At 61.2% G+C, this 19590-nt stretch carries 12 protein-coding genes and 1 tRNA gene; 9 read left to right on the plus strand and 4 right to left on the minus strand.

The genetic code is table 11. The annotated features are described in order from the left end of the window. Window positions 1-13 precede the first annotated feature (13 nt). A complete protein-coding gene (locus tag OHL12_RS09575; RefSeq protein ID WP_263413598.1) occupies window positions 14-277 on the plus strand; it encodes a hypothetical protein in 264 nt (87 codons plus the stop codon). A gap of 78 nt (window positions 278-355) precedes the next feature. Here the strand turns inward: OHL12_RS09575 and OHL12_RS09580 are convergent, their stop codons facing one another. Further along, the gene (locus OHL12_RS09580) at window positions 356-1627 is read right to left on the minus strand and encodes an ABC transporter permease (protein WP_263413599.1); all 1272 of its coding nucleotides are present in this window, start codon (window positions 1625-1627) and stop codon (window positions 356-358) included. Between the two features lie 152 nt (window positions 1628-1779). Between OHL12_RS09580 and OHL12_RS09585 the strand changes: the two genes are divergently transcribed. From OHL12_RS09585 to OHL12_RS09600, 4 genes are all read left to right on the plus strand, one after another. Then, window positions 1780-1869: transfer RNA gene (locus OHL12_RS09585), tRNA-Ser, on the plus strand. Between the two features lie 140 nt (window positions 1870-2009). Beyond that, window positions 2010-2714: a (2Fe-2S)-binding protein gene (locus OHL12_RS09590; protein WP_263413600.1), complete on the plus strand. Its 705-nt coding sequence runs from the start codon at window positions 2010-2012 to the stop codon at window positions 2712-2714. 15 nt (window positions 2715-2729) lie between these two features. Beyond that, the gene (locus tag OHL12_RS09595) at window positions 2730-3734 is read left to right on the plus strand and encodes an FAD binding domain-containing protein (RefSeq protein WP_263413601.1); all 1005 of its coding nucleotides are present in this window, start codon (window positions 2730-2732) and stop codon (window positions 3732-3734) included. Between the two features lie 12 nt (window positions 3735-3746). Beyond that, entirely contained in the window at window positions 3747-6053 is a 2307-nt protein-coding gene (locus tag OHL12_RS09600) for a xanthine dehydrogenase family protein molybdopterin-binding subunit (RefSeq protein ID WP_263413602.1), read from the plus strand. 218 nt (window positions 6054-6271) lie between these two features. Here the strand turns inward: OHL12_RS09600 and OHL12_RS09605 are convergent, their stop codons facing one another. Together OHL12_RS09605 and OHL12_RS09610 are read right to left on the minus strand one after the other, a co-directional pair. Next, the gene (locus OHL12_RS09605) at window positions 6272-6709 is read right to left on the minus strand and encodes a hypothetical protein (RefSeq protein WP_263413603.1); all 438 of its coding nucleotides are present in this window, start codon (window positions 6707-6709) and stop codon (window positions 6272-6274) included. Window positions 6710-6723: 14 nt separating this feature from the next. Continuing rightward, window positions 6724-9522 carry a protein kinase domain-containing protein gene (locus OHL12_RS09610; protein ID WP_263413604.1) on the minus strand — a complete coding sequence of 933 codons (2799 nt, stop codon included), beginning with the start codon at window positions 9520-9522 and terminating at the stop codon, window positions 6724-6726. Between the two features lie 470 nt (window positions 9523-9992). On the opposite strand from OHL12_RS09610, the gene OHL12_RS09615 reads away from it, so the two are divergent. Continuing rightward, the gene (locus OHL12_RS09615) at window positions 9993-10541 is read left to right on the plus strand and encodes a LolA-like protein (protein ID WP_263413605.1); all 549 of its coding nucleotides are present in this window, start codon (window positions 9993-9995) and stop codon (window positions 10539-10541) included. Between the two features lie 271 nt (window positions 10542-10812). Here the strand turns inward: OHL12_RS09615 and OHL12_RS09620 are convergent, their stop codons facing one another. Continuing rightward, window positions 10813-14358, minus strand: coding sequence for a TonB-dependent receptor (locus tag OHL12_RS09620; protein ID WP_263413606.1), 3546 nt, complete (start codon window positions 14356-14358; stop codon window positions 10813-10815). A 153-nt stretch (window positions 14359-14511) separates the two neighbouring features. Here OHL12_RS09620 and OHL12_RS09625 point away from each other — a divergent pair, with 153 nt between their 5' ends. From OHL12_RS09625 to OHL12_RS09635, 3 genes are read left to right on the plus strand one after another with little or no spacing between them, the layout of a single operon-like run. After that, window positions 14512-15594: a LacI family DNA-binding transcriptional regulator gene (locus OHL12_RS09625; protein WP_263413607.1), complete on the plus strand. Its 1083-nt coding sequence runs from the start codon at window positions 14512-14514 to the stop codon at window positions 15592-15594. Between the two features lie 59 nt (window positions 15595-15653). Further along, window positions 15654-18269, plus strand: coding sequence for a glycoside hydrolase family 2 protein (locus OHL12_RS09630; protein WP_263413608.1), 2616 nt, complete (start codon window positions 15654-15656; stop codon window positions 18267-18269). A gap of 3 nt (window positions 18270-18272) precedes the next feature. Further along, window positions 18273-19589: an APC family permease gene (locus OHL12_RS09635; RefSeq protein ID WP_263413609.1), complete on the plus strand. Its 1317-nt coding sequence runs from the start codon at window positions 18273-18275 to the stop codon at window positions 19587-19589. The last annotated feature ends 1 nt before the right edge of the window (window position 19590 follow it).

The following is a 19590-nucleotide window of genomic DNA, read 5'->3' on the forward strand; positions in this document are numbered from 1 at the left end:
GAAAGGGGGCACCATGGAGCAAAAACCAGCAATCGCATTGAACGTGCCCACTACTAGCGGTTTTGCGCAGCAGGACCTAGCTTCCTTGCGGGAGGAGCTGTTGCGGGCGGGGCTGGATAACTGGCAGGCAGGCGAACTGATCACCAGCTTCCTGGCCGCTCGCGGCTTTGGCGTGTCCGCGCGGGAAGCGCGCAAGGTGGCGGGACGCATCGAGTCGGCAAGTTGCTCCCTTGATTGCATGCGGCACGAACTGGGCCAGCTTGCCCTGCCGATGTAGTTGCTTGATTGCGTCTGCGTGAGAAGTTCGCGCTTCCCTGCGCTAGCAGTCTAAGCGAGACCTCCACGGAGCCTAGCGCTACTCGTATTTGAGTGTTTCCACGGGATCAAGTGCCGCCGCGCGATTCGCAGGTACCGTGCCGAAGATGACGCCAACCAGGGTGCTGGTGCTGAGCGCGATCACCGCGGACCACGGTGACACCGGGATATGGAACGGCGTGAGAAAGCTGATGCTGAGCGGCAGCGCAAGCCCCAGCAGAGTGCCGATCAGACCTCCACCGAGTGACAGGGTAACGGCCTCGGTCAGGAACTGCATCCGAACCTCGCGCCGCGTAGCTCCCAGAGCTTTGCGGATGCCGATCTCGCGGATGCGAGCGCTCACGTTGGCAAGCATGCTGTTCATGATGCCCACGCCGCTGACCACCAGCGTAATGAACGCGGCCGCGGTGAGTACGTAGGTCAGCGAGGTCGCGATCTGGCCCATCACTTCCAGCACGTCGACCAGCGTTTGCGCCTTGTACACGCTGGTGGGTTTATGGCGCGACTGGATGATGCGCGTGATCTTGTCGGCGCCGCTGGTCACGTCCATGGGGTCGCGCATGGTGAAGAAGATTTCCTTCACGTCGTCGCGGCCTGTGAAGTAGCGCGCCACTGGGTACGGGATGAGCGCTGTCTGGTCGCTGAGTTCCGACTGGCCGAAGTCGGTGATGCGCAGCTTGGCGACGCCAACCACGGTGAACGGAATACCGACGATGGTGAAAGTCTGCCCCACGGCATTCTGGGCGGAACCGTACAGCGCCTTGGCAAAGGGCTCGATTAGAACGCAGACCTTCTCATGCGCGATAGCGTCCTGGTCGTCGAAGAAGCGGCCGGCGACGACGGCCAGGTTGCGCACGTCCTTGTACTGAGGCGATACGCCCAGCAGCAGCGCGTCCTTGGTACGACCCTCGCCCATGCTGATTGCGGCATGCGTTTCTAGCATCGGCGACGAGTAGGCGATGCCGGGAACGGCTTCGCGAACGGCATCTTCGTCTTCACGGGTCATGTAGTCCGGCGTAGACGTGTTGTTGGGACCGATGGTGGTGCCGCCGCTGTACTGCATCTCGACCAGGTTTGGACCAAGGCTGCTGATGGTCTGGATGGCGTATTGCTTGCCGGTGAGCCCGACCGTCACCACGAGCACAATGGAAGCGGAGCCGATGATCATGCCCAGCATGGTGAGCAGCGAACGCACCTTGCTGGCGCGGAAGCTGTCAATGGCAAGCTGCAACGTCTCGCTGAAGACCATGCTGGTCTTCGCGGAGCGGAGCGTACCTTCGAACGATCCCTGCTGTTGTGCCGTTGTCGCCACTGCTTAGCATCCTACTCGCCGGGGTTGGCTACCGACGGGTAACCTGCGCGGTACGGCGCCCTTAGAGTGCACTCGACGCCTCCATATCAGACGCGCCTGTCTCGCCGGTCGTCGCACCTTTCCGATAGAACCGCTACACTGGGCGTTGAGCGGGAGGAGTGGCCGAGTGGTTTAAGGCTCTCGTCTTGAAAACGAGCGTGCCTGAGAGGGCACCGGGGGTTCGAATCCCTCCTCCTCCGCCACCTGCCTGTTTCGACCAAGCCAGCACAGTTCACGGCATTTCAAAGAATATGGACGATTTACCGGTCGGCTGCCCGTCCGGTTCGTTCCCGTCCCGACAACTCGGGCGTTCTCTGGTTCTGTGCGCTACGATGAGGCAGAATTGAGGCGCCGCAGAGACATCGGGGCGAAGGGACTTATGGCCGGAAATGAGAAGGATGAACGGGAAACGCTAACTACCCTGCAGAAGCTCAGCCGCCGTGCGTTTCTCTCCCGTGCCGGAGCGGCGGGCGTGGCAACGGCCGCTGCCGGCGTGGCCGCACCTGCGGCAATTGCTGCCACACAGAGCCAGGCCGCCAGCGCGTCGGCGTCTACCGCACCGGCGGCGCCTGCAGGTACGGTTCCGGTGACGCTGAAAGTGAACGGAACGACGCACCAGGTGAATATCGACCCACGTGCGACGGTGCTGGACACCCTGCGCGAGACGCTGCACCTGACCGGGACGAAGAAGGGCTGCGACCACGGTCAGTGTGGTGCCTGCACGATCCACGTGAACGGCAAGCGTGCTAATAGTTGCCTGCTCTTTGCGGCCATGCACCAGGACGCTGAGATCACCACCATTGAAGGTCTTGGCACTCCGGATCACATGCACCCGATGCAGGCTGCCTTTGTCGAGCACGATGGCTATCAGTGCGGATACTGCACCAGCGGCCAGATCATGAGCAGCGTCGCGATGCTGAAGGAGCCGATCGGTCCCCACGATGCGGACGTGAAAGAGGCCCTGAGCGGCAACATCTGCCGTTGCGGAGCTTACCCCAACATTGTGGCCGCCGTGCAGGCGTGCCGGCGCAGCGGAACTCTAGCGTAAGGAGCCCGACCATCCATGCAGCCCTTTGAACTTGTAACCGTCACGACGGTTCCGGATGCGGTGAAGGCTCAGGCCGCTTCGTCCACCGCGCAACAGGGTGCACCGGTTCGCTTCATCGCGGGCGGGACCAACCTGGTCGACTACATGAAGCTGAACGTGGAGACGCCACGCCAGCTCGTAGACATCAATCGCCTGCCGCTTACTTCAATCGAAGCCACGCCCGACGGTGGGTTGAAGATCGGTGCGTTGGCGACCAACAGCGATGTGGCTCACAATGAGCGGGTCAAGCGCGATTACCCGGTGCTGTCGCAGGCGCTGCTGGCTGGCGCATCCACGCAGTTGCGGAACATGGCAACGACTGGTGGCAATCTGCTGCAGAAGACACGTTGCGTTTACTACCGAGATACAGCGTTCGGCTGCAACAAGAGGCAGCCTGGTACCGGTTGTTCTGCGCTTGGCGGACACAACCGGATGCTCGCGATCCTGGGAACGAGCGAGCACTGCATCGCCACCAATCCCTCTGATCAGAACGTAGCCCTGGCTGCACTCGCAGCCGAGATACACGTGACGGGCAACAAGGGCGATCGCAGCATTCCCATTGGCGACTTCTTTTTGCAGCCAGGCAAGACGCCAGAGCGTGAGACGGTGCTGGAGCCGGGTGACTTGATCACACACGTCACGCTGCCCGCGGTGCCGACGGGCTGCCGCAGCCTGTACCTGAAGTTGCGCGATCGCGCCTCCTACGAATTCGCACTGGCTTCGGCGGCGATTTTGCTCAAGCAGAGTGGAGGCCGCATCGAGTTTGTCCGCGTAGCCTTGGGTGGCGTCGGCACGGTTCCGTGGCGCTCGCGGGAAGCGGAGCAGGTGTTGCAAGGGAAGCCCGCAACCCCGGCGAACTTTCGCGCGGCGGCAGAGGCTGCGCTGCGCCACAGCAAGCCGCAATCGCAGAACGGATTCAAAGTGGAACTCGCAAAGCGCTGCCTTACCCATGCACTCACGCAGGCAACGGCGCAGGCCTAAAGGACTCTAAGCATGTTTACTCAGCAGCAGCAGAAAGCTCCCGAAGAGGTCCGCGAAAGCTCCGTCATCGGTAAGCCCACTCCGCGCATCGACGGCCCGCTGAAGACCACAGGCTCGGCGATGTACTCGTCGGACCACAACTTCCCCGGCTTGGTGTATGCGTGGCCTACCACCGCCACCATCGCCAGCGGCACGGTGCAGCAGATCGACACGGCCGCAGCGCAGAAGATGCCCGGTGTTCTGGCCGTGTACACGCACGAGAACCTGGACAAGCTGTACCGCGTTCCGCCCGCGTCGGGCTTCAGCATGATCATCGACGAGCACCGTCCAGCGCTGGAAGACAACGTGGTGCGCTACTGGGGCCAGTACGTTGCCGTTGCTGTGGCGGAAACGCTGGAGCAGGCGCGAGCCGCAGCCGAAGCCGTCAAAGTCACTTACGCGAAGACGCCTCACAATACGGCGGAGGCCCTGCTGGCGGCACCCAATCGCGAGGCCCCGAAGAAGCCACAGCCTGAAGATCCAAAAACCGCAAAGCCGGCCGAAGGCAAAGCGAAGCAGGTGACGAAGCGCGGTGACACGGGCGCTGCTCTGCAGGCCGCCGCTGTGAAGCATGACGCGGTCTACAGCACGCCGCCCGAGACGCACAATCCAATCGAGCTGCACGCTTCGGTCGCCGTGTATGACAACGGTCGCTTCACGCTGTACGAAACCTCTCAGGCCGTCATGAACCATCGTGACGTGATGGCAGCAACGCTCGGCGTCCCACCGGATCGCGTTCAGGTGATCACTCGCTATCTTGGCTCCGGTTTCGGTGGCAAGCTTTGGCCGTGGCCACACGCCGGTCTGGCGGCCGCATGCGCTCGCAGCCTGAACCGCCCGGTGAAGCTGGTGGTCAGCCGATCCATGATGTTTGAGAGCGTCGGCCATCGGCCCCCGATCGACCAGCGCATCCAGCTTGCGGCCGACAGCTCAGGCAAGCTCACCGCGATCCAGCATGATTACGCCAACCACACCAGCATTGAAGACGACTACGACGAGGGTTGCGGGGAGGCGACCGGCCTGCTGTACTCCTGCCCCAACGTGCTGGCCACCAGCAGCCTGGTGCGGCGCAACGTGGGCACACCCACGAGCATGCGCGGCCCCGGCGCGGTGCCCGGCCTATTTGCGTTAGAGTCCGCGATGGACGAGCTCGCAATCAAGTTGAAGATGGATCCGATCAAGCTGCGGCAGATGAATGAGCCAGAGGTTGACGAAACGGACGGCAAACCGTTCTCCTCGCGGCATCTGCAGGAGTGTCTGTCGGTCGGCGCCGAAAAGTTCGGCTGGGCCAAACGCAACCCGGTGGTCGGCTCCATGAAGAACTCCTCCGGCCAGACACTCGGCTGGGGCGTGGCCGCCTGCACCTGGGGCGCCATGAAGATGGATGCGGAAGTCACGGTAGAGATACGGAGCGACGGAACAGCGCGCGTGGCAACCGGGTCACAGGACGTTGGTACCGGAACCTACACCGTACTCGCCCAGCTGGTTGCGCATGAGACAGGCGTTCCTGTCGACAAGGTCGAAGTGGTTCTTGGCGATTCGTCGTTGCCGGCGGGACCGATCAGCGGTGGCTCGTGGGCCACTGCGTCCCTGGTTCCCGCGGCCCTGAATGCTGCGAAGAATGCGACGAAGTCCGTGCTCAACATCGCGACGCAAACCGATGGCAGCCCGTTCAAAGGACGCAAGCAGGAGGAGCTCGAGTGTGCCGATGGCATCATCCGAGTCAAGGGCCAGCCCTCGCCTTCGCTTAGCGCTTCGCAGGCACTCAGCCTGGCGAGAGTACGAGCCGTGAACGCCAACGCGAAATCGCAGGGACTGTTCGGCGACAGTAATTCCAAGTTCTCCTTTCACAGCTACGGCGCGCAGTTCGCTGAGGTCACGTGGGAGCCAGAGATTGCGCGCCTCCGGGTGAGCCGCATCGTGACTGTCATCGACGCCGGACGCATGATCAATCCCCGTGCTGCGCGCAACCAGATCGAAGGTGCTGTTGTGATGGGAGTGGGCATGGCGATGCTGGAGGCCACGGAGTACGACCAGCGCTTCGGTGCACCCATCAACAACAATCTTGCGGACTACATCGTCGCCGTTCACGCGGACTGCCCGGCCATCGACGTCACGTTCCTCGATCACCCCGACTTCAACCTGAACGAGGTTGGCGCGCGGGGAGTGGGCGAGATCGGCCTGGCGGGAGTCGCCCCGGCCATCACCAACGCGGTGTATCACGCGACCGGATTTCGCGCGCGGAAGCTACCTGTTCGGATTGAAGATCTAATCGCCTAAACGGCGGTCTGAGGAGTCACAGTGCTCGGTGAGAGGCTAGCTGAGTCACCGAGCTAGCTTTCGAGCTTCTGTGTGGCGGTCGCGGTTGGCGATTCGTACCTTCGCATTTACTAGCTGCTTAGCGCGGCAAAAAGTCTAGAGGTGGTCCATGGTCTTGGCGGCCCGGAGAAACCCTGCCTTCGCAGCCGTTCGAACATAGGCGCGTTGCATCTGCTTTCTCAAGCGGAGGTCGCCGACTTGGAGCTTCGTGATTCGCAGGTCCATCTCGGAGCGACATTGCCGCTCGCAGAAGCGCGCGCGATCGCTCCATCCAGCAAGACTTCTGCCCTGCGGCGATCGCCCTGGGCGGCAGAGAGGCGCGCGAAGACGGGGATGAAGTCCGACTCAAGTGTGACATCGCCAGTCTGCGCGGCCTTTGCCTTCGCTGAACGGAAGTGCCGTTGAGCCTCCGCAAGATCTCCAGCTAAAAGCAGAGATCTCGTCCACGCAAGTTCAACGGAGACTGCGTCTTCGATCTGCTTCTTCGCGACGAAGAAGTCGAGTAGCTCGGACAGGCGGGACGCGGGTTGAATTGGCTGCCCGTCATCCAAATCGAAGAGGACACCGGAAATCTTCGTCTCCGCCAGAGCGACCGCCTCGTGGTTCGCTTGACGCAATTCTGCGGACCGGTTCAGCTCCGCGCGTGCGCTCGCTTCATCCCCGCATCGTGCAGCACATGCGCATCCGCGCGGAGCGCTGCGCCGAGCAGCTTCGGCTGGCCAAGTTTCTGCGATATCTCGATGGCTTGCTGATAGTCTGCGTGCGCTTCGGCAAGTTTGCCAGTGAGCCAGGACAAATGCGCCTCGCCCATCAAGGGCTTCAATGCGTTAGCTGCCTGGCCCTCGCCGGAATAGATCGCGTAGGCCTTGCTGTAATCCTGTCCCGCCTCGCGCAGCTTATTCTGCTGCACCAGCAGGCTGCCAAGGTTGGTGTAGACGCGAGCAACTTCACGCGTGTCATGCAGCCGTTCACGCAGCTTGAGACTCGCGATGTATGAGGCCTTCGCTGCCTCAGGATGCCCAAGCTCATTCTGGATGAGACCGATGTTGTTGAGCTCCGAGGCCACGCTTGGCGTGTTCTCGACACGCTGGAACATCCGCATCGCTTCCGTGTAGTGCTTCAGAGCTTCCTCCGCGTCGCCCACATCCATGGCGATGATCCCAAGATCGTTCTCGGCAACTCCGAGACGCTGGTCGTCGCCGACCTGTGCAAAGATCGCCTTCGCTTCGGTGTATGCGCTCTTGGCGTCGGCATACTTGGCGTGATCTTCAAGAAAGTTTCCGGTCGAGACCAGCATGATGCCCCGACCCTTGATGTCACCGGCTGCAGAGAATAAGTCCTCAGCTTGCTGCGCTGCCGCGAGACCTTCATCGACTCTGCTGAGCGACTCCAGCGCGGAAGCGCGAGCCGCCTGCGCCTGCGCCATCAACTGCGTTGCCTTGCGTTCGCGGCTGGCAGCGTACACGGCGTCCGCGCTGCGCAATGCGTCCGTGTGCTTCCCGAGAGACTCCTGCACCTTGGAAACGAGAAGCTCTATGCGCGGGTCGGCTCCGAGCAGCGAACGCATGGACGAGGCCGATCGCAGCGTGACCAACGCGTCCTGCGGCTGGTTGGCAGCGAACTGCGATTCCGCGAGGCCGAGGACATAATCGACATTGTCGGGGTCGTAATCCCGCAGGGTCCTGTACACGGCTATGGCCGCCGGCCGCTGGTGCCTGATTTCGTTTGCGGGAGCTTGCACAGCAAGCCGGGTTCGCACGGGAAAACCTGCCGAGAGTGTGACAGCTTTGTCCGCTTCATCAACGGCCCGCCCGCGGTAGCCGAGCATGTCCCAGGCGCGTGCCAGCGCTACATGGATCAGCGGCGAGCCTGGCTCAACGGCGGCAGCTTGCAAAAGTTTCACCTGTGCCGGAACCGGTTCCAGGCTCTGTAGATCCTCCAGTCCGGCGGCGTAGAGACGCACGGCCTTTGGCTGGTTGGGAAGAAGGCTGGGCGTTGCGGCCAAGGTCTGCTTCAAGGGCAGCAGACGAGCTACGTTGACAGCCATCTGCTGCGTCGCTTCGCCTAGCCCGCCGGCGGTGGTGTCCAGCGGCTGCTCGGATAGTCGCTGCTCACCTCGAAACCGCTCCAAGCTGGCCACCAGGCGCAGGCTCCCTGCCCCGCCCTGTCCGATAGGGGCTTGTGCTGCAGAGGCGTTTTCCGTCAGCAGGTACTCCACATTCAGCAGCCTTGCCACCTGAGCGCGCTGTTGCGGTAATAGGCGGGAGGAAGGCTTGAGGCCCAGGTCGCGCATGGCCTGTGCCACCGCTTCCGGTGGAGCGATGCGCACCTGGTCTCCGCTGGAAAGTTCATTGCTCAAAGCTTCCTGAGCGGCGGAGCCAAATCCTTCAAGACCGGAGTCGCTAACTGGAACGACAGCTAGTGACGGACGCGAGTGCTCCATCGGCACAGGCGGCACAACTGCATGCGACCGATGAAGCCACAAGGTACCGGCACCAAAGAGCAAAACGGTGCTCGCTGCGACGAGAGATCGTGCGACCACCTCTCGGTGCGCGCGCCATGCGCGCCGCGCGAGATAGCGCCGCGAGAAGGCCAGCGTCACATCACCCTTACTCAGCCGCTGCAGCTCCGCCTTGAACGCTTCCATGGTTTCGTATCGCTGTTCAGTAACGGGCTCCATAGCCCGACCAATCACAGCATCGAGTGCAGAGGGGAGGAGACCGGTAAAGCGGGCTCGAGCAGCGCGGCTGGGAAGAGCCGGCTGGCTGGTTTGGAAAAGACGCTCCATCTCCGCCGTGCTCAGTCCGGTCAGTTGAAAGGGAGGTCCACCCGTGAACAGGACATACGCCAGCACGCCGACAGAGTAGATGTCGGAACGAAAGCTGATCGCCGAAGTACCGGCAATCTGCTCCGGGCTCGCGTAGGTTGGCGTCGCAAAGCGAAACTGCGTGACTGTCTGCTCCGGATGCTGCGAATCTGGGGCAGACAGTCGCGCAATGCCGAAGTCCAGCAGTTTCAGTTCTCCCCGCGCACTGACCAGGACATTGCCGGGTTTGATATCGCGGTGGATCACCCCGTGCGAGTGAGCATGCGCCAGTGCGTCGCACAAGGTGATGAGGAGATCGAGGATGTGTGGCAGATCGAGGGTGTTGCGTTCCGCATAGACATCGATGGGCTCACCGTCGACGTACTCCATGACAAGGAAAGGCTGATCTTCGTCCGTGGTGCCAGCATCCAGGAGAGTCACGATCGCGGGGTGCTGCAGACGTGCGAGGATCCGGGTCTCGTGACGAAAGCGTCGCGTAAACTCCTCGCGCGCCAGGACGGACTGAATGACTTTGATTGCAACCGTGCGCTCATACAGAGTGTCCGCACGTCGTGCGAGCAGCACCAGGCCCATGCCGCCACGGCCCAGTTCCGCTTCCACCACATATGCCCCGCTCTTTTCTTTCCCGACAAGCGTTCACTCTACTTTCGTAAATTGCTACCACCGCTGCGCCGCCCGACTTCGACTTGCCACCGCACGGATCCGATAACTTCTCAGAGGCATTTGCCCATCGCCGGCTAGGGCGTCTGCCGAACTGCGGTTGTTTCGTGTGAGAGCACCGGGTACCACTTTGGGGAGAGTCTGCTCTCGCCCGCGTCACTAACCAGCAGCTCATGCGTCTGTGAATATGAACACGCGCGTTGGCCATCCAAGGCCGCTGGAGGCACAACTTGATTCACCTTCGATCCAAGGCTCTGATGCTGTGCCTCCTCATCCCCCTTGCTTTACAGAAAGCGCGTCCGCAGCTGCTTCCCGCCGATCGGCAGTCAGAGGTAGAGCAGATCGCGCATCGCCTCGCTGAGATGACTGAAAAGCGCAAAGCTGCACTCACGAGCTACGAGAGTCGGAGGGTAATGACCGTGACCTACCAGGGTGCGCTCAGCCAAGGCGAGGCGACGGAGACCGTGGCTATGACCTTTACCGCACCCGCAACGAAGCAGTTCACGATCCTGTCCGCAACAGGAGCGCAAATCATCCGCGACAGTGTCTTCCAGCGAGCGCTTACTGCCGAGCAAACGGCTGCCGGTGCTGCCGCACAAAAAGCGTCTGCGCTTACTTTGGAGAACTACACGATGGTGCTCGTTGGCCGCGAACAACTTCCGGCCGGCACTTGCCTGGTCTTGGACGTAACGCCAAAAGTAGCAAGCGAGTTCACCTACGCTGGGCGTGTGTGGGTAAACATGACCGACTATGCTGTCGTGCGCATACAGGGAAAGCCAGCGGTGAACCCCTCTCCTTGGATCACCGAAGGAGAGTTCACCACGGACTTCCAGAAGGTCGGTGACTTCTACTTCCCGCTCAAAACAGTTTCCAGCAGCAATCTTCCGCTTGGCCTTCGCGCCCAGCTCACGATCCAATACGGCTCCTATCACATCCTCGGCGCCACCCCTTTGCGCAAGTGACCGCGACATATCCGAGGACGGCATACCTCGTCACGTCCTACAACGGCGTTTGTGAAGGCTAATTCCGTTGGCAGTCATTTGTCGCCACGACGCTTGTCTATTCATGGCCTCGCACCAGATCAAGCATGCTGGATGCGCTGAACGCGAATATGGCGCGCATCTGGATCTCCGCCACTCCGTTGACGAAGATCATCAGCAACAGGTTCAGGTGACGGATATTACGCGAAGCGATCTGATCGGGTTTGGGGATGCGAGTTTCTACAGCTGATCTCTAGAAGGTGTAGCGCGCACCGAACTGGAACTGGCGAGGTGTGTTCGCCGCGCCGAACACGGCACCGAAGCCGGTCAACACGGTTGGGTCCGTTACAGCATCTGGGTTCCAGAAGACGTTGGGGTAACCATACTGCACGGTGTTGGTCACGTTGTACCCGGCGACCTCGAGCCGCAGGTTGGTCTCGTGTGGCATGGCGAAGGTCTTGTAGAGCGAGGCGTCCAGATTGTGGGCGCCATCAGTGCGCACGTTGGACAAGTAAGCCGGTGCGGTTCCGGCGGCGAACTGGCTTGCTGGCTGCGAGAAGCACGAGGGCGAGAACCACTGCTCGGCGGTGTGCGGCGCACCCTGGCTGGCATTGCAGGTCAGGTCGACGCGCTGATTAAAGTACGGATTGCCGGTTCCCACCGGGGCCGCGATAGGCACGCCACTGCTGAGGTACACAATGGTGTTGACGGTCCAACCACCCAGCAGCGAGTTTGTTACGCCATGCAGATTGAGCAGTTTGCCTTTACCAATGGGAAGGTCGTAGGAAATCTGCGAGTTGAACTGGAACTTCACATCCTGCGGAGAGACGGCGCGCTCGAGATTCAGATTGCGCCAGTCCTGCGGACTACCGGAGTGATAGCCGACAAAGTTCAGCGGCGTGTAGCTGGCATCGGTCAGAAGCTTGCTCCAGGTGAAGCTGTTGATCATCGTCAGGCCGTTGCTGAGCCGCTTTTCAACCTTGGTCTGGAGTGAGTTGTAGCTTGAGTCCGCAACAGGAAATCCGTTCACGGTCACGCCATGGTTGAACGATCCGTTCGAGAACTGCGGGTAGGGCAGCAGCGACATCCACAATGGCACGGTGCTGGATCCGGCGTACGGATTGGTGGCGGGCAGGATCGGGTTCCACTTGTTTGCGACCATCTGACAACCGGCACTGCCGTCTACGCAGAGCTGTGTGCCGTACTGCGCGATGGTCTGAATGGGAAGCGTATTCAGGTCGATTGAGCCTAGCGAGAGGAACAGACCGCGACTGCCGACGTATGCCAGCGTGAACACCGTGTGGCCTGGGAACTGCTGCTCGACTCCGAAGTTGTAGTTGTAGGTGGTTAGCGTTCGCGGGTTGGGCAGCACGGTACTCAGGCCCACGCCGATGTTGGTGGCAGGACCCGCAGCAGAGCCTTGCGGGATGACAACGCCGTTCGGGAATGGATTGCTCAGCGGATTGAGCAGCACCGTGTTGCCGTCGCTGTTGTATTGCGTGGCGTTCCACGTGGTGGATGAGGTGAAGCCGTCACTGTCGAATGAGGTGTTCGCGACCATGTTGGCGCTGGGGCCGTAGTAGATGCCGGCACCGCTGCGCACGACTGTGCCGGGCATGGGCTCCCAAGCGAAGCTGGCACGCGGGCCGATGTCTTTCCAATTTGTATTGAAGGGCGAGCGGCGATCTCCACCCACGAAGCGTTCCCCACCGGTGAGTGCGACGCCGTTCACGGTGTAGGCCAGGGTCGGGTCGAAGTACTCCAGGCGATTGTGCCGTTCGGTGCGGCCGCCAAAGATCTCCCAGCGCACACCCACGGTTGCGGTGAACTTTGGCGTGACGTGGTAGACATCCTGCACAAACGTTGCGTAATACGGGCTTGCCACGGCGCCAAACAGGTCTTTGGTGAAGTTGTCGGCCTCGTTGCCGGGTGCTGAACCCATGCCGATCAGGAAGCTTGCCCAGTCGCTGCCGTCTCCGGCAAACGTGGTGGAACTGGTTGCGGTTTTATCGAAGCTGTACGCGCCCGCTGGAAAGGCAGGCTGTCCCAGGTTCATGAACTTCTTCTGGTACTCAAAGCCGGCGCTCAACTCGTGCTTGCCCAATAGGTGCGTGATGGACGCGCTGGCATCGCTGTTCTCGCTGACAAAGATGAAGTTGTCATAGTTGCCGGTGCCACCCACTGGAGCCGTGTCAGAGAACGTGATGAGCGGGATTTGCTTGAAGACGACCTGGTCGGCCAGCGACTGGGGAAAACCGGCGGTCGTGATGTTGTAGTTGTCCTGGCGCGGATCGCCTGTCTGTTTCTCGTTGTGGCGGGTAAAGGAATAACGAAGCTGCAGCAGTAATTTTGGTGACAGCGTGATGTCGTCGCCGATGAGGATGTTGTTCGTCGTGGTCAGATTCACGTAGTACAGCGGGTTGAACATGTTGGCATCGCCGTACTGATTACTGTTTCCTTGCTGCGTGTGGCCATACGAGTAGCGACCGAAGATGCGGTTGCTGCTGTTGGGGGCGAAGTCGATGCGAGCATCGCCTTTCTGCGCGTGCAACGGAGCCAGACCCGAGGTGGTCAGGTTGTTGGTGTGGAAGGGTCCCAGGCCGGCGGTGTTGGGCAGCGGCAGCTTGTCAGAGAAGTACTTCGCGACGGGGTCGATGTTTGCCGCCGGAACGATGTTGTTGGCGAAGGGCTGACGAAGGCCCGTGTTGGGGTCGTCGGGCAGCAGCGGGTTATAGATGGTGAAGCTGTCGGCCGAGAAGTCGCCGGTGCGCTCGGCAGCAGTGGGTACCGTGTAGCTGCCCGTTTCCAAATAGGCCTGCTGCGTGGCTTCGTAGTCGCCGAAGAAGAAGAGCTTGTCCCGGAGAATGGGACCGCTGATCGCTCCGCCCTCCTGGTAGCGGTGGTAGTCGGGCGTACCCACGCCAGGGTTGGCGCGCTTGAAGAAGAAGTCGTTCGCCGCCACAGCGTTGGGCCGGAAGTAACCGAAGGCGTCGCCGTGAAAGCTGTTGCCTCCCGACTTGGTGACCAAGCTGATCACGCCGCCGCCACCGCTGGCATAGCTGGCCGGAGTGTTCTGCGTTTCCACGCGGAACTCTGCAACACCATCCTGCGGCACCTGGAATGCGGGCATGATGGTCGCGATGTTGTTTTCAGCAACGCCGATGGGACTGCCATCGAGCATGAAGTAGACGTTCCCCTGCAGCGACCCGTTGATGGTGTAGGAAGAGACGTCGATGCCTGTGCGCGCGTTGTTGATGCTCTGCAGGTCAGACGAGTTCGCGGTGCCATTGGCCGGTGATACGCCTGTGCTGAGCTGTACCAATTGGTAGACGTTGCGGGTGAGCAGCGGAACACGGTCGATGGTCTCCGCCGGAATGAGCTGACCGACGGTTGCGCTGGAGGTATTGATCGGCGAATCTGAGGCGTCGACAGTGACGGTTTCGTTGACGCTGCTGATCGGCAGGTGCACGTTGATGCTGTTGGTCTGGTCCACGGTGACCACCACGTTCTTTTGCAGAACTGTGTTGAAGCCCGGGTGCGTCACGGTGAGTTCGTAGGTGCCGGGAGCGACCGAGACGAAGCTGTAGACGCCGGAGTGAGAGCTTGCCGCTTTCTGGACGAGGCCCGTCTTGACTTCCCGAAGTTCGATCGCAGCGTCAGGAACGACGGCTCCCGCAGTGTCGGTCACGGTACCGCTGACGCCTCCACGGCCAGCCTGGGCGAACGTGGTAACGGCGAAAACCGTGCAGCATGCTGCTGCCACGAGGGGAAGAAGATGCCGCGAGCTACGTCCTGCCATGAAGGCCTCCAGGAGAGAACTTTTTTGCTGCTTCCGGCTATTCAAACCTTTGAATAAGTGTGAATAGCAGATATAGTTCCGCAGTGAAGGCGTGTCAAGCTTTTCGTTCACTTGATTTCTACAACACTCCTAAACAGGCAGGGGCCACACCAGATGCCGCAGCGAAAATCCGGCCACGTGACGCTGAGCGATGTGGCACGCGCCACGGGCTTTTCCGTGTCCACGGTGTCGATCACGTTGAGCGAGGCGCCGCTTTCGGCAAACGTTGCAGCGTCCACACGGGAAAAGATCCGAGCCACAGCGGCCAAGCTGGGCTACCACCCCGACGCGCGCGCGCGTTCGTTGCGCAAGCAAAGCTCCGGCACGGTCGGCGTGCTGGCGTTCGATCTTTCCGATCCCTTTTGTATGCCGGTCGTGCAGGGAATACAGTACGGTCTGCAAGAGACGGCCTATCTGCCGCTGGTAATGGACGCGCACACGGAGCGCAACGTCTTCGATCACTCTCTGCGGCTGATGCTGGAACGCCGTGTGGATGGAGTGATCGTGATCGCAAGCTGGACCTTTGACGAGGCCAGCCTGCTTGCGGACATCAAGAAAAACGCGGTTCCGATGCTGATCATTGGGCGCGATCTGACCCACAGCGGCGTGACGTCGTACCTGTTGGACAACGAAGAGGGCGGCTATCTGGCCATGAAGCATCTGCTGGAACTGGGACACCGGAAGATCGCGGTGATCCGCGGCCCGGGCGAGATGTTTGACAGCGCTCCGCGGTGGGAAGGCATGCAGCGTGCCGCGGCGGAGGCAGGTGTGAGATTACTGCCAGAGCTTACGCCGCAACTGCCGATGCTGGGCAGCCCCGGCGATGCGTTTGAAGGCGGTCGCACGATCGTTGCGGAACTGCTGAAGACGAAGCAGACCTTCACTGCGGTGACTGCGTTTGATGACATGACAGCGCTGGGTGTGGTGCGTGGCTTGTACGAGGCCGGACGATCGGTACCGGAAGACTGTTCCGTGGTGGGCTTTGACGATGTGCTGCCTGCCCTGGTGGCCACTCCGCCCATCACCACTGTGCGGCAGCCGATGCGCGAGATGGGACTGCAAGCGGTAGAACGCATGCTGAGCCTGCTGCAGAAACCCGCAGGAACACAGCGAGTTGGCAAGTTCTCCAGTCCACCACAACTGGTGTTGCGCGCGTCCACGGCTCGCATTGCGGGCAGAAAGCGAGCTTCGCATTGACCCCGCCAGTCCTCATCCATCTCTGCTCCCGGAACCAAACCACGCGCTGGAGATCTGCCATGCATCGCAATCGTCTGCTGTTCCTGCTTGTTGTGTTCGTCTGCTTGAGCTCACCCATCTTTGCGGCGGAGACCGCATTCCATGAGGGTTGGCAGCTGCACACGGGCTGTGGCTTGCAGGAGGATGGAGCAAAGCTCTCTTCGGTGTCGTACAGCGCGGAGGGTTGGCTGCCTACTGCCGTGCCGGCCACGGTGTTGGCGGCACAGGTGTCTGCGGGCCAGTATCCCGACCCCTATTTCGGTAACAATCTGCGCAAGCTTCCGGGCATGGGCTATCCCGTTGGCAGGAACTTTGCAAACCTGCCGATGCCCGAGGACAGCCCGTATCGCTGCGGCTGGTGGTACCGCAAACAGTTCGCCGCACGGCCGGAGAAGGGCCGGCGCACCTGGCTGCATTTTGGCGGCATCAACTATCGCGGCGAGCTGTGGGTGAATGGCAAGCTGATCGCCGGCAAGGATGCGATCGCTGGAGCGTATCGCATCTACGACTTCGACGTGACCGACGCGCTGCAACCCGGCAAAGACAACGTGGTTGCGCTGCAGGTATTTGCGCCGACGGAGAAGGATCTCGGAATTAATTGGGTCGACTGGAATCCGGCACCGCCCGACAAAGATATGGGCTTGTGGGGCGCTGTTTCGATGGTGACCACGGGCGATGTGGTGCTGAACAGTCCCATGGTCGTGACACACTTTGCTGACAACGCGCTGCGCGCCGCTGACCTGACCGTTTACGCGGAAGCGCAGAACGCGACGGCCGAGGCGAAGTCTGCTGTGATCCGAGGAACGGTAGCGGGTCACCCTGTGGAGCAGAAGGTGCAGCTCGCCGCTCACGAGACTCGCACTGTGACGTTCGCGCCCGTGCACGTGACGGATCCCAAGCCGTGGTGGCCGAAGCAGATGGGAGAACCGCACCTGGAGCAGTTGAGCCTGGCCGTCAGCGTGTCTGGAGTGAAGACGGACGATAAGCAGATCTCGTTCGGCGTCCGCGAGATGACTTCGGAGCTGACGGGCAATGGCAGCCGCCTGTTTCGCGTGAATGGCAAGCCAATCCTGATTCGTGGCGCTGGCTGGTCGCAGGACATGCTGCTGCGAACAGATAGCCAGAAGCTGCGGGATCAGATGGACCTGGTGCAGGCGATGAACCTGAACACGATTCGGCTTGAGGGCAAGCTGGAAGTGGATGAGTTCTTCAGGCTCGCGGATGAGCGCGGCATCTTGGTGATGCTGGGTTGGTGCTGCTGCGACAAGTGGGAGCAGTGGTCGACGTGGACCGACGATGACCTGAAGATCGCGTCGAAATCGTTGCAGGATCAGTTGCTGCGACTGCGCAGCCATGCCAGCCTGCTGGTCTGGTTGAATGGCAGCGACAATGCGCCGCCGCCGAAGGTGGAGCGCGCCTATCTGGATGTGGAGGCGGCAACACACTGGCCCAATCCGATACTCAGTGCTGCATCCTCACAGAACACAGCAGTGAGCGGAGCAAATGGCGTGAAGATGACCGGGCCGTATGACTACGTGGAGCCAGGCTACTGGTACGTGGACCAGCGGTACGGTGGCGCGTGGGGCTTCAACACGGAAACGAGTCCCGGCCCTGCGATTCCCTCGCTGGCGAGCCGGAAGAAGTTCCTGAGCGATCCGGAGGCGTGGCCTCCCACCGATGACTGGCGCCTGCACAACGGCAGTGGTGAGTTCGCGACGCTCAACGTGTTCGACAACGCGATGGCCGCCATCTATGGCAAGCCGACCTCTGCTGCCGAGTACGAGCGCATGGGGCAGACGCTCACCTACGATTCCGAACGTGCCATGTTTGAGGCATACACGCGCAGCAAGTACCAGGCTACCGGCGTGGTGCAGTGGATGCTGAACAATGCTTGGCCCTCGATGATCTGGCACTTGTACGACTACTACCTGGATGCCGGCGCAGGATACTTCGCGACGCGCAAGGCGTGTGAACCTCTGCACATCCAATACGCGTACGATGATCGCGGCATCGACGTGGTGAACAGCACCTACGCCGCATCTGGGCCGCTGCACGCAGCGGTGAGCGTGCGTGACCTGGCATGGAAGGAGCTGTACCGCAACGAACAGGACGTGACCCTTGCCGCAGACAGCGTTCAGCAGGTGACAACCGTGCCTGTCGCGCTATACCGCAGCGGGCAGCGCATCCTCTTTCTCGACCTCGCCTTGCGTGACAGCAAAGGCGAGGAGGTAAGCCACAACGTGTATTGGGTGCCGACGACGCTGACCAGCTTTGACTGGTACGGAACCAATTACACGCACACCCCGGCAGATCGCTACGAAGACCTGGCGGCGTTGACTCGGCTGCCTGCAGCGCAGGTTGAGACGCACATTGCGTTGCGAAACGCAGACAAGCATACGGCAAAGGTGACGTTACGCAATCCATCCAGCAATCTTGCGTTTCAGGTTCACGTGGCGGCTCGTACCGCGGCCGGCGACCTGGTGGCGCCGGTGATGTGGTCCGACAACTGGATTGAGATCGCGCCGGGAGGAACCGTCGTGCTCACGGGTGTTCTGCCGCAATCTTTGCCGAGCGATCTAGTGTTTGAGGTGGAGGGCTGGAACGTTGCACATGCCACCCTGAAGGCGGCGGAGTGACGCGTGAGTGACGCTACAGAACATGGCGGGCTTCGGAGATCGCTGCGCCTTTCAGACCTGGTGCTCTACGGCATCATCCTGATTCAGCCCACGGCGCCGATGCCCGTCTTCGGCGTAATCCAGACCACGGCGCACGGCCACGTGGTCACCGCGATTCTGCTGGCAATGATCGCAATGCTGTTCACCAGCGTGAGCTACGGTCGGATGGCGCAGATTCATCCCCAGGGTGGATCGGCGTTCCTGTATGTCGGCAAGGAAGTGCACACCGGAGCGGGCTACCTTACGGGCTGGTGTCTGGTGATGGATTACGTGTTGAATCCGCTCATCTGTACCATCTGGTGCAGCCGTGCGGCAATCAACTTCTTGCCGGGCATTCCGTACATCGCGTGGGCCATCTTTTTCGCAGCGTTCTTCACACTGGTCAACTGCCTGGGAGTCGAAACGTCCGCTCGCATCAATCGCGGTATGGCGCTCGCGCTGGGCCTGGTGATCGTGCTGGTCCTGGGCGCCGCGGTGCGATGGTTGTTGCATTTGCCTGCGATCACATCGCAGTTCCTGATGGCACCTTTCTATGATCCGCGACACTTTCAGATGTCCGGGCTCCTTCGCGGGACGTCGATCGCGGTGCTCACGTACATCGGCTTCGACGGCATCTCCACGCTGAGCGACGAAGCGGTTCGGCCCAGCCGAGACATTCCACGCGCGATCATCTTTACGTGCCTGCTAACGGGCGTGCTGGCGGCTATTGAGGTGTATGTGGCGCAGTTGGCCTGGCCGATCACGACCGCCTTCCCAGACGTGGATACCGCATACGTTCACGTGATGCAGCGTCTGGGCGGCGCAGCACTGTTCATCATCGTGAATGCGGCGCTACTTGTTGCCAATATCGGGTCTGGCATGGCGTCGCAACTGGGTGCGGCGCGCTTGCTGTACGCCATGGGACAGGATGGAGCATTGCCCCGCACCTTCTTCGGATCGGTTTCGCTGAAGAGTCGTGTGCCGCGCAACAATGTTCTGCTCATCGGTGCGCTGTCGCTGGCCGGAGCTTTGCTGTTCAGCTATGCACTCGGAACAGAGTTGCTGAATTATGGCGCGCTGCTCGCCTTCATGGGAGTGAACCTTGCCTGCATCATTCACGCCGTGCGCCAGCGCAGGGCCGATCTGTGGCGGTGGGTACTTCCATCCGCGGCTGGACTGCTCACCTGCCTGCTGCTTTGGATCAACCTGAGTCCGCTTGCCTTGACGGTTGGAACCGTCTGGGCTCTGTCTGGCATTGCGCTTTGGCTGGTTCGAGGACGCTCTACGACGTTGCCCGCATAAG

The organism is Terriglobus aquaticus (assembly GCF_025685415.1).
GTDB classification, from domain to species: domain Bacteria; phylum Acidobacteriota; class Terriglobia; order Terriglobales; family Acidobacteriaceae; genus Terriglobus; species Terriglobus aquaticus.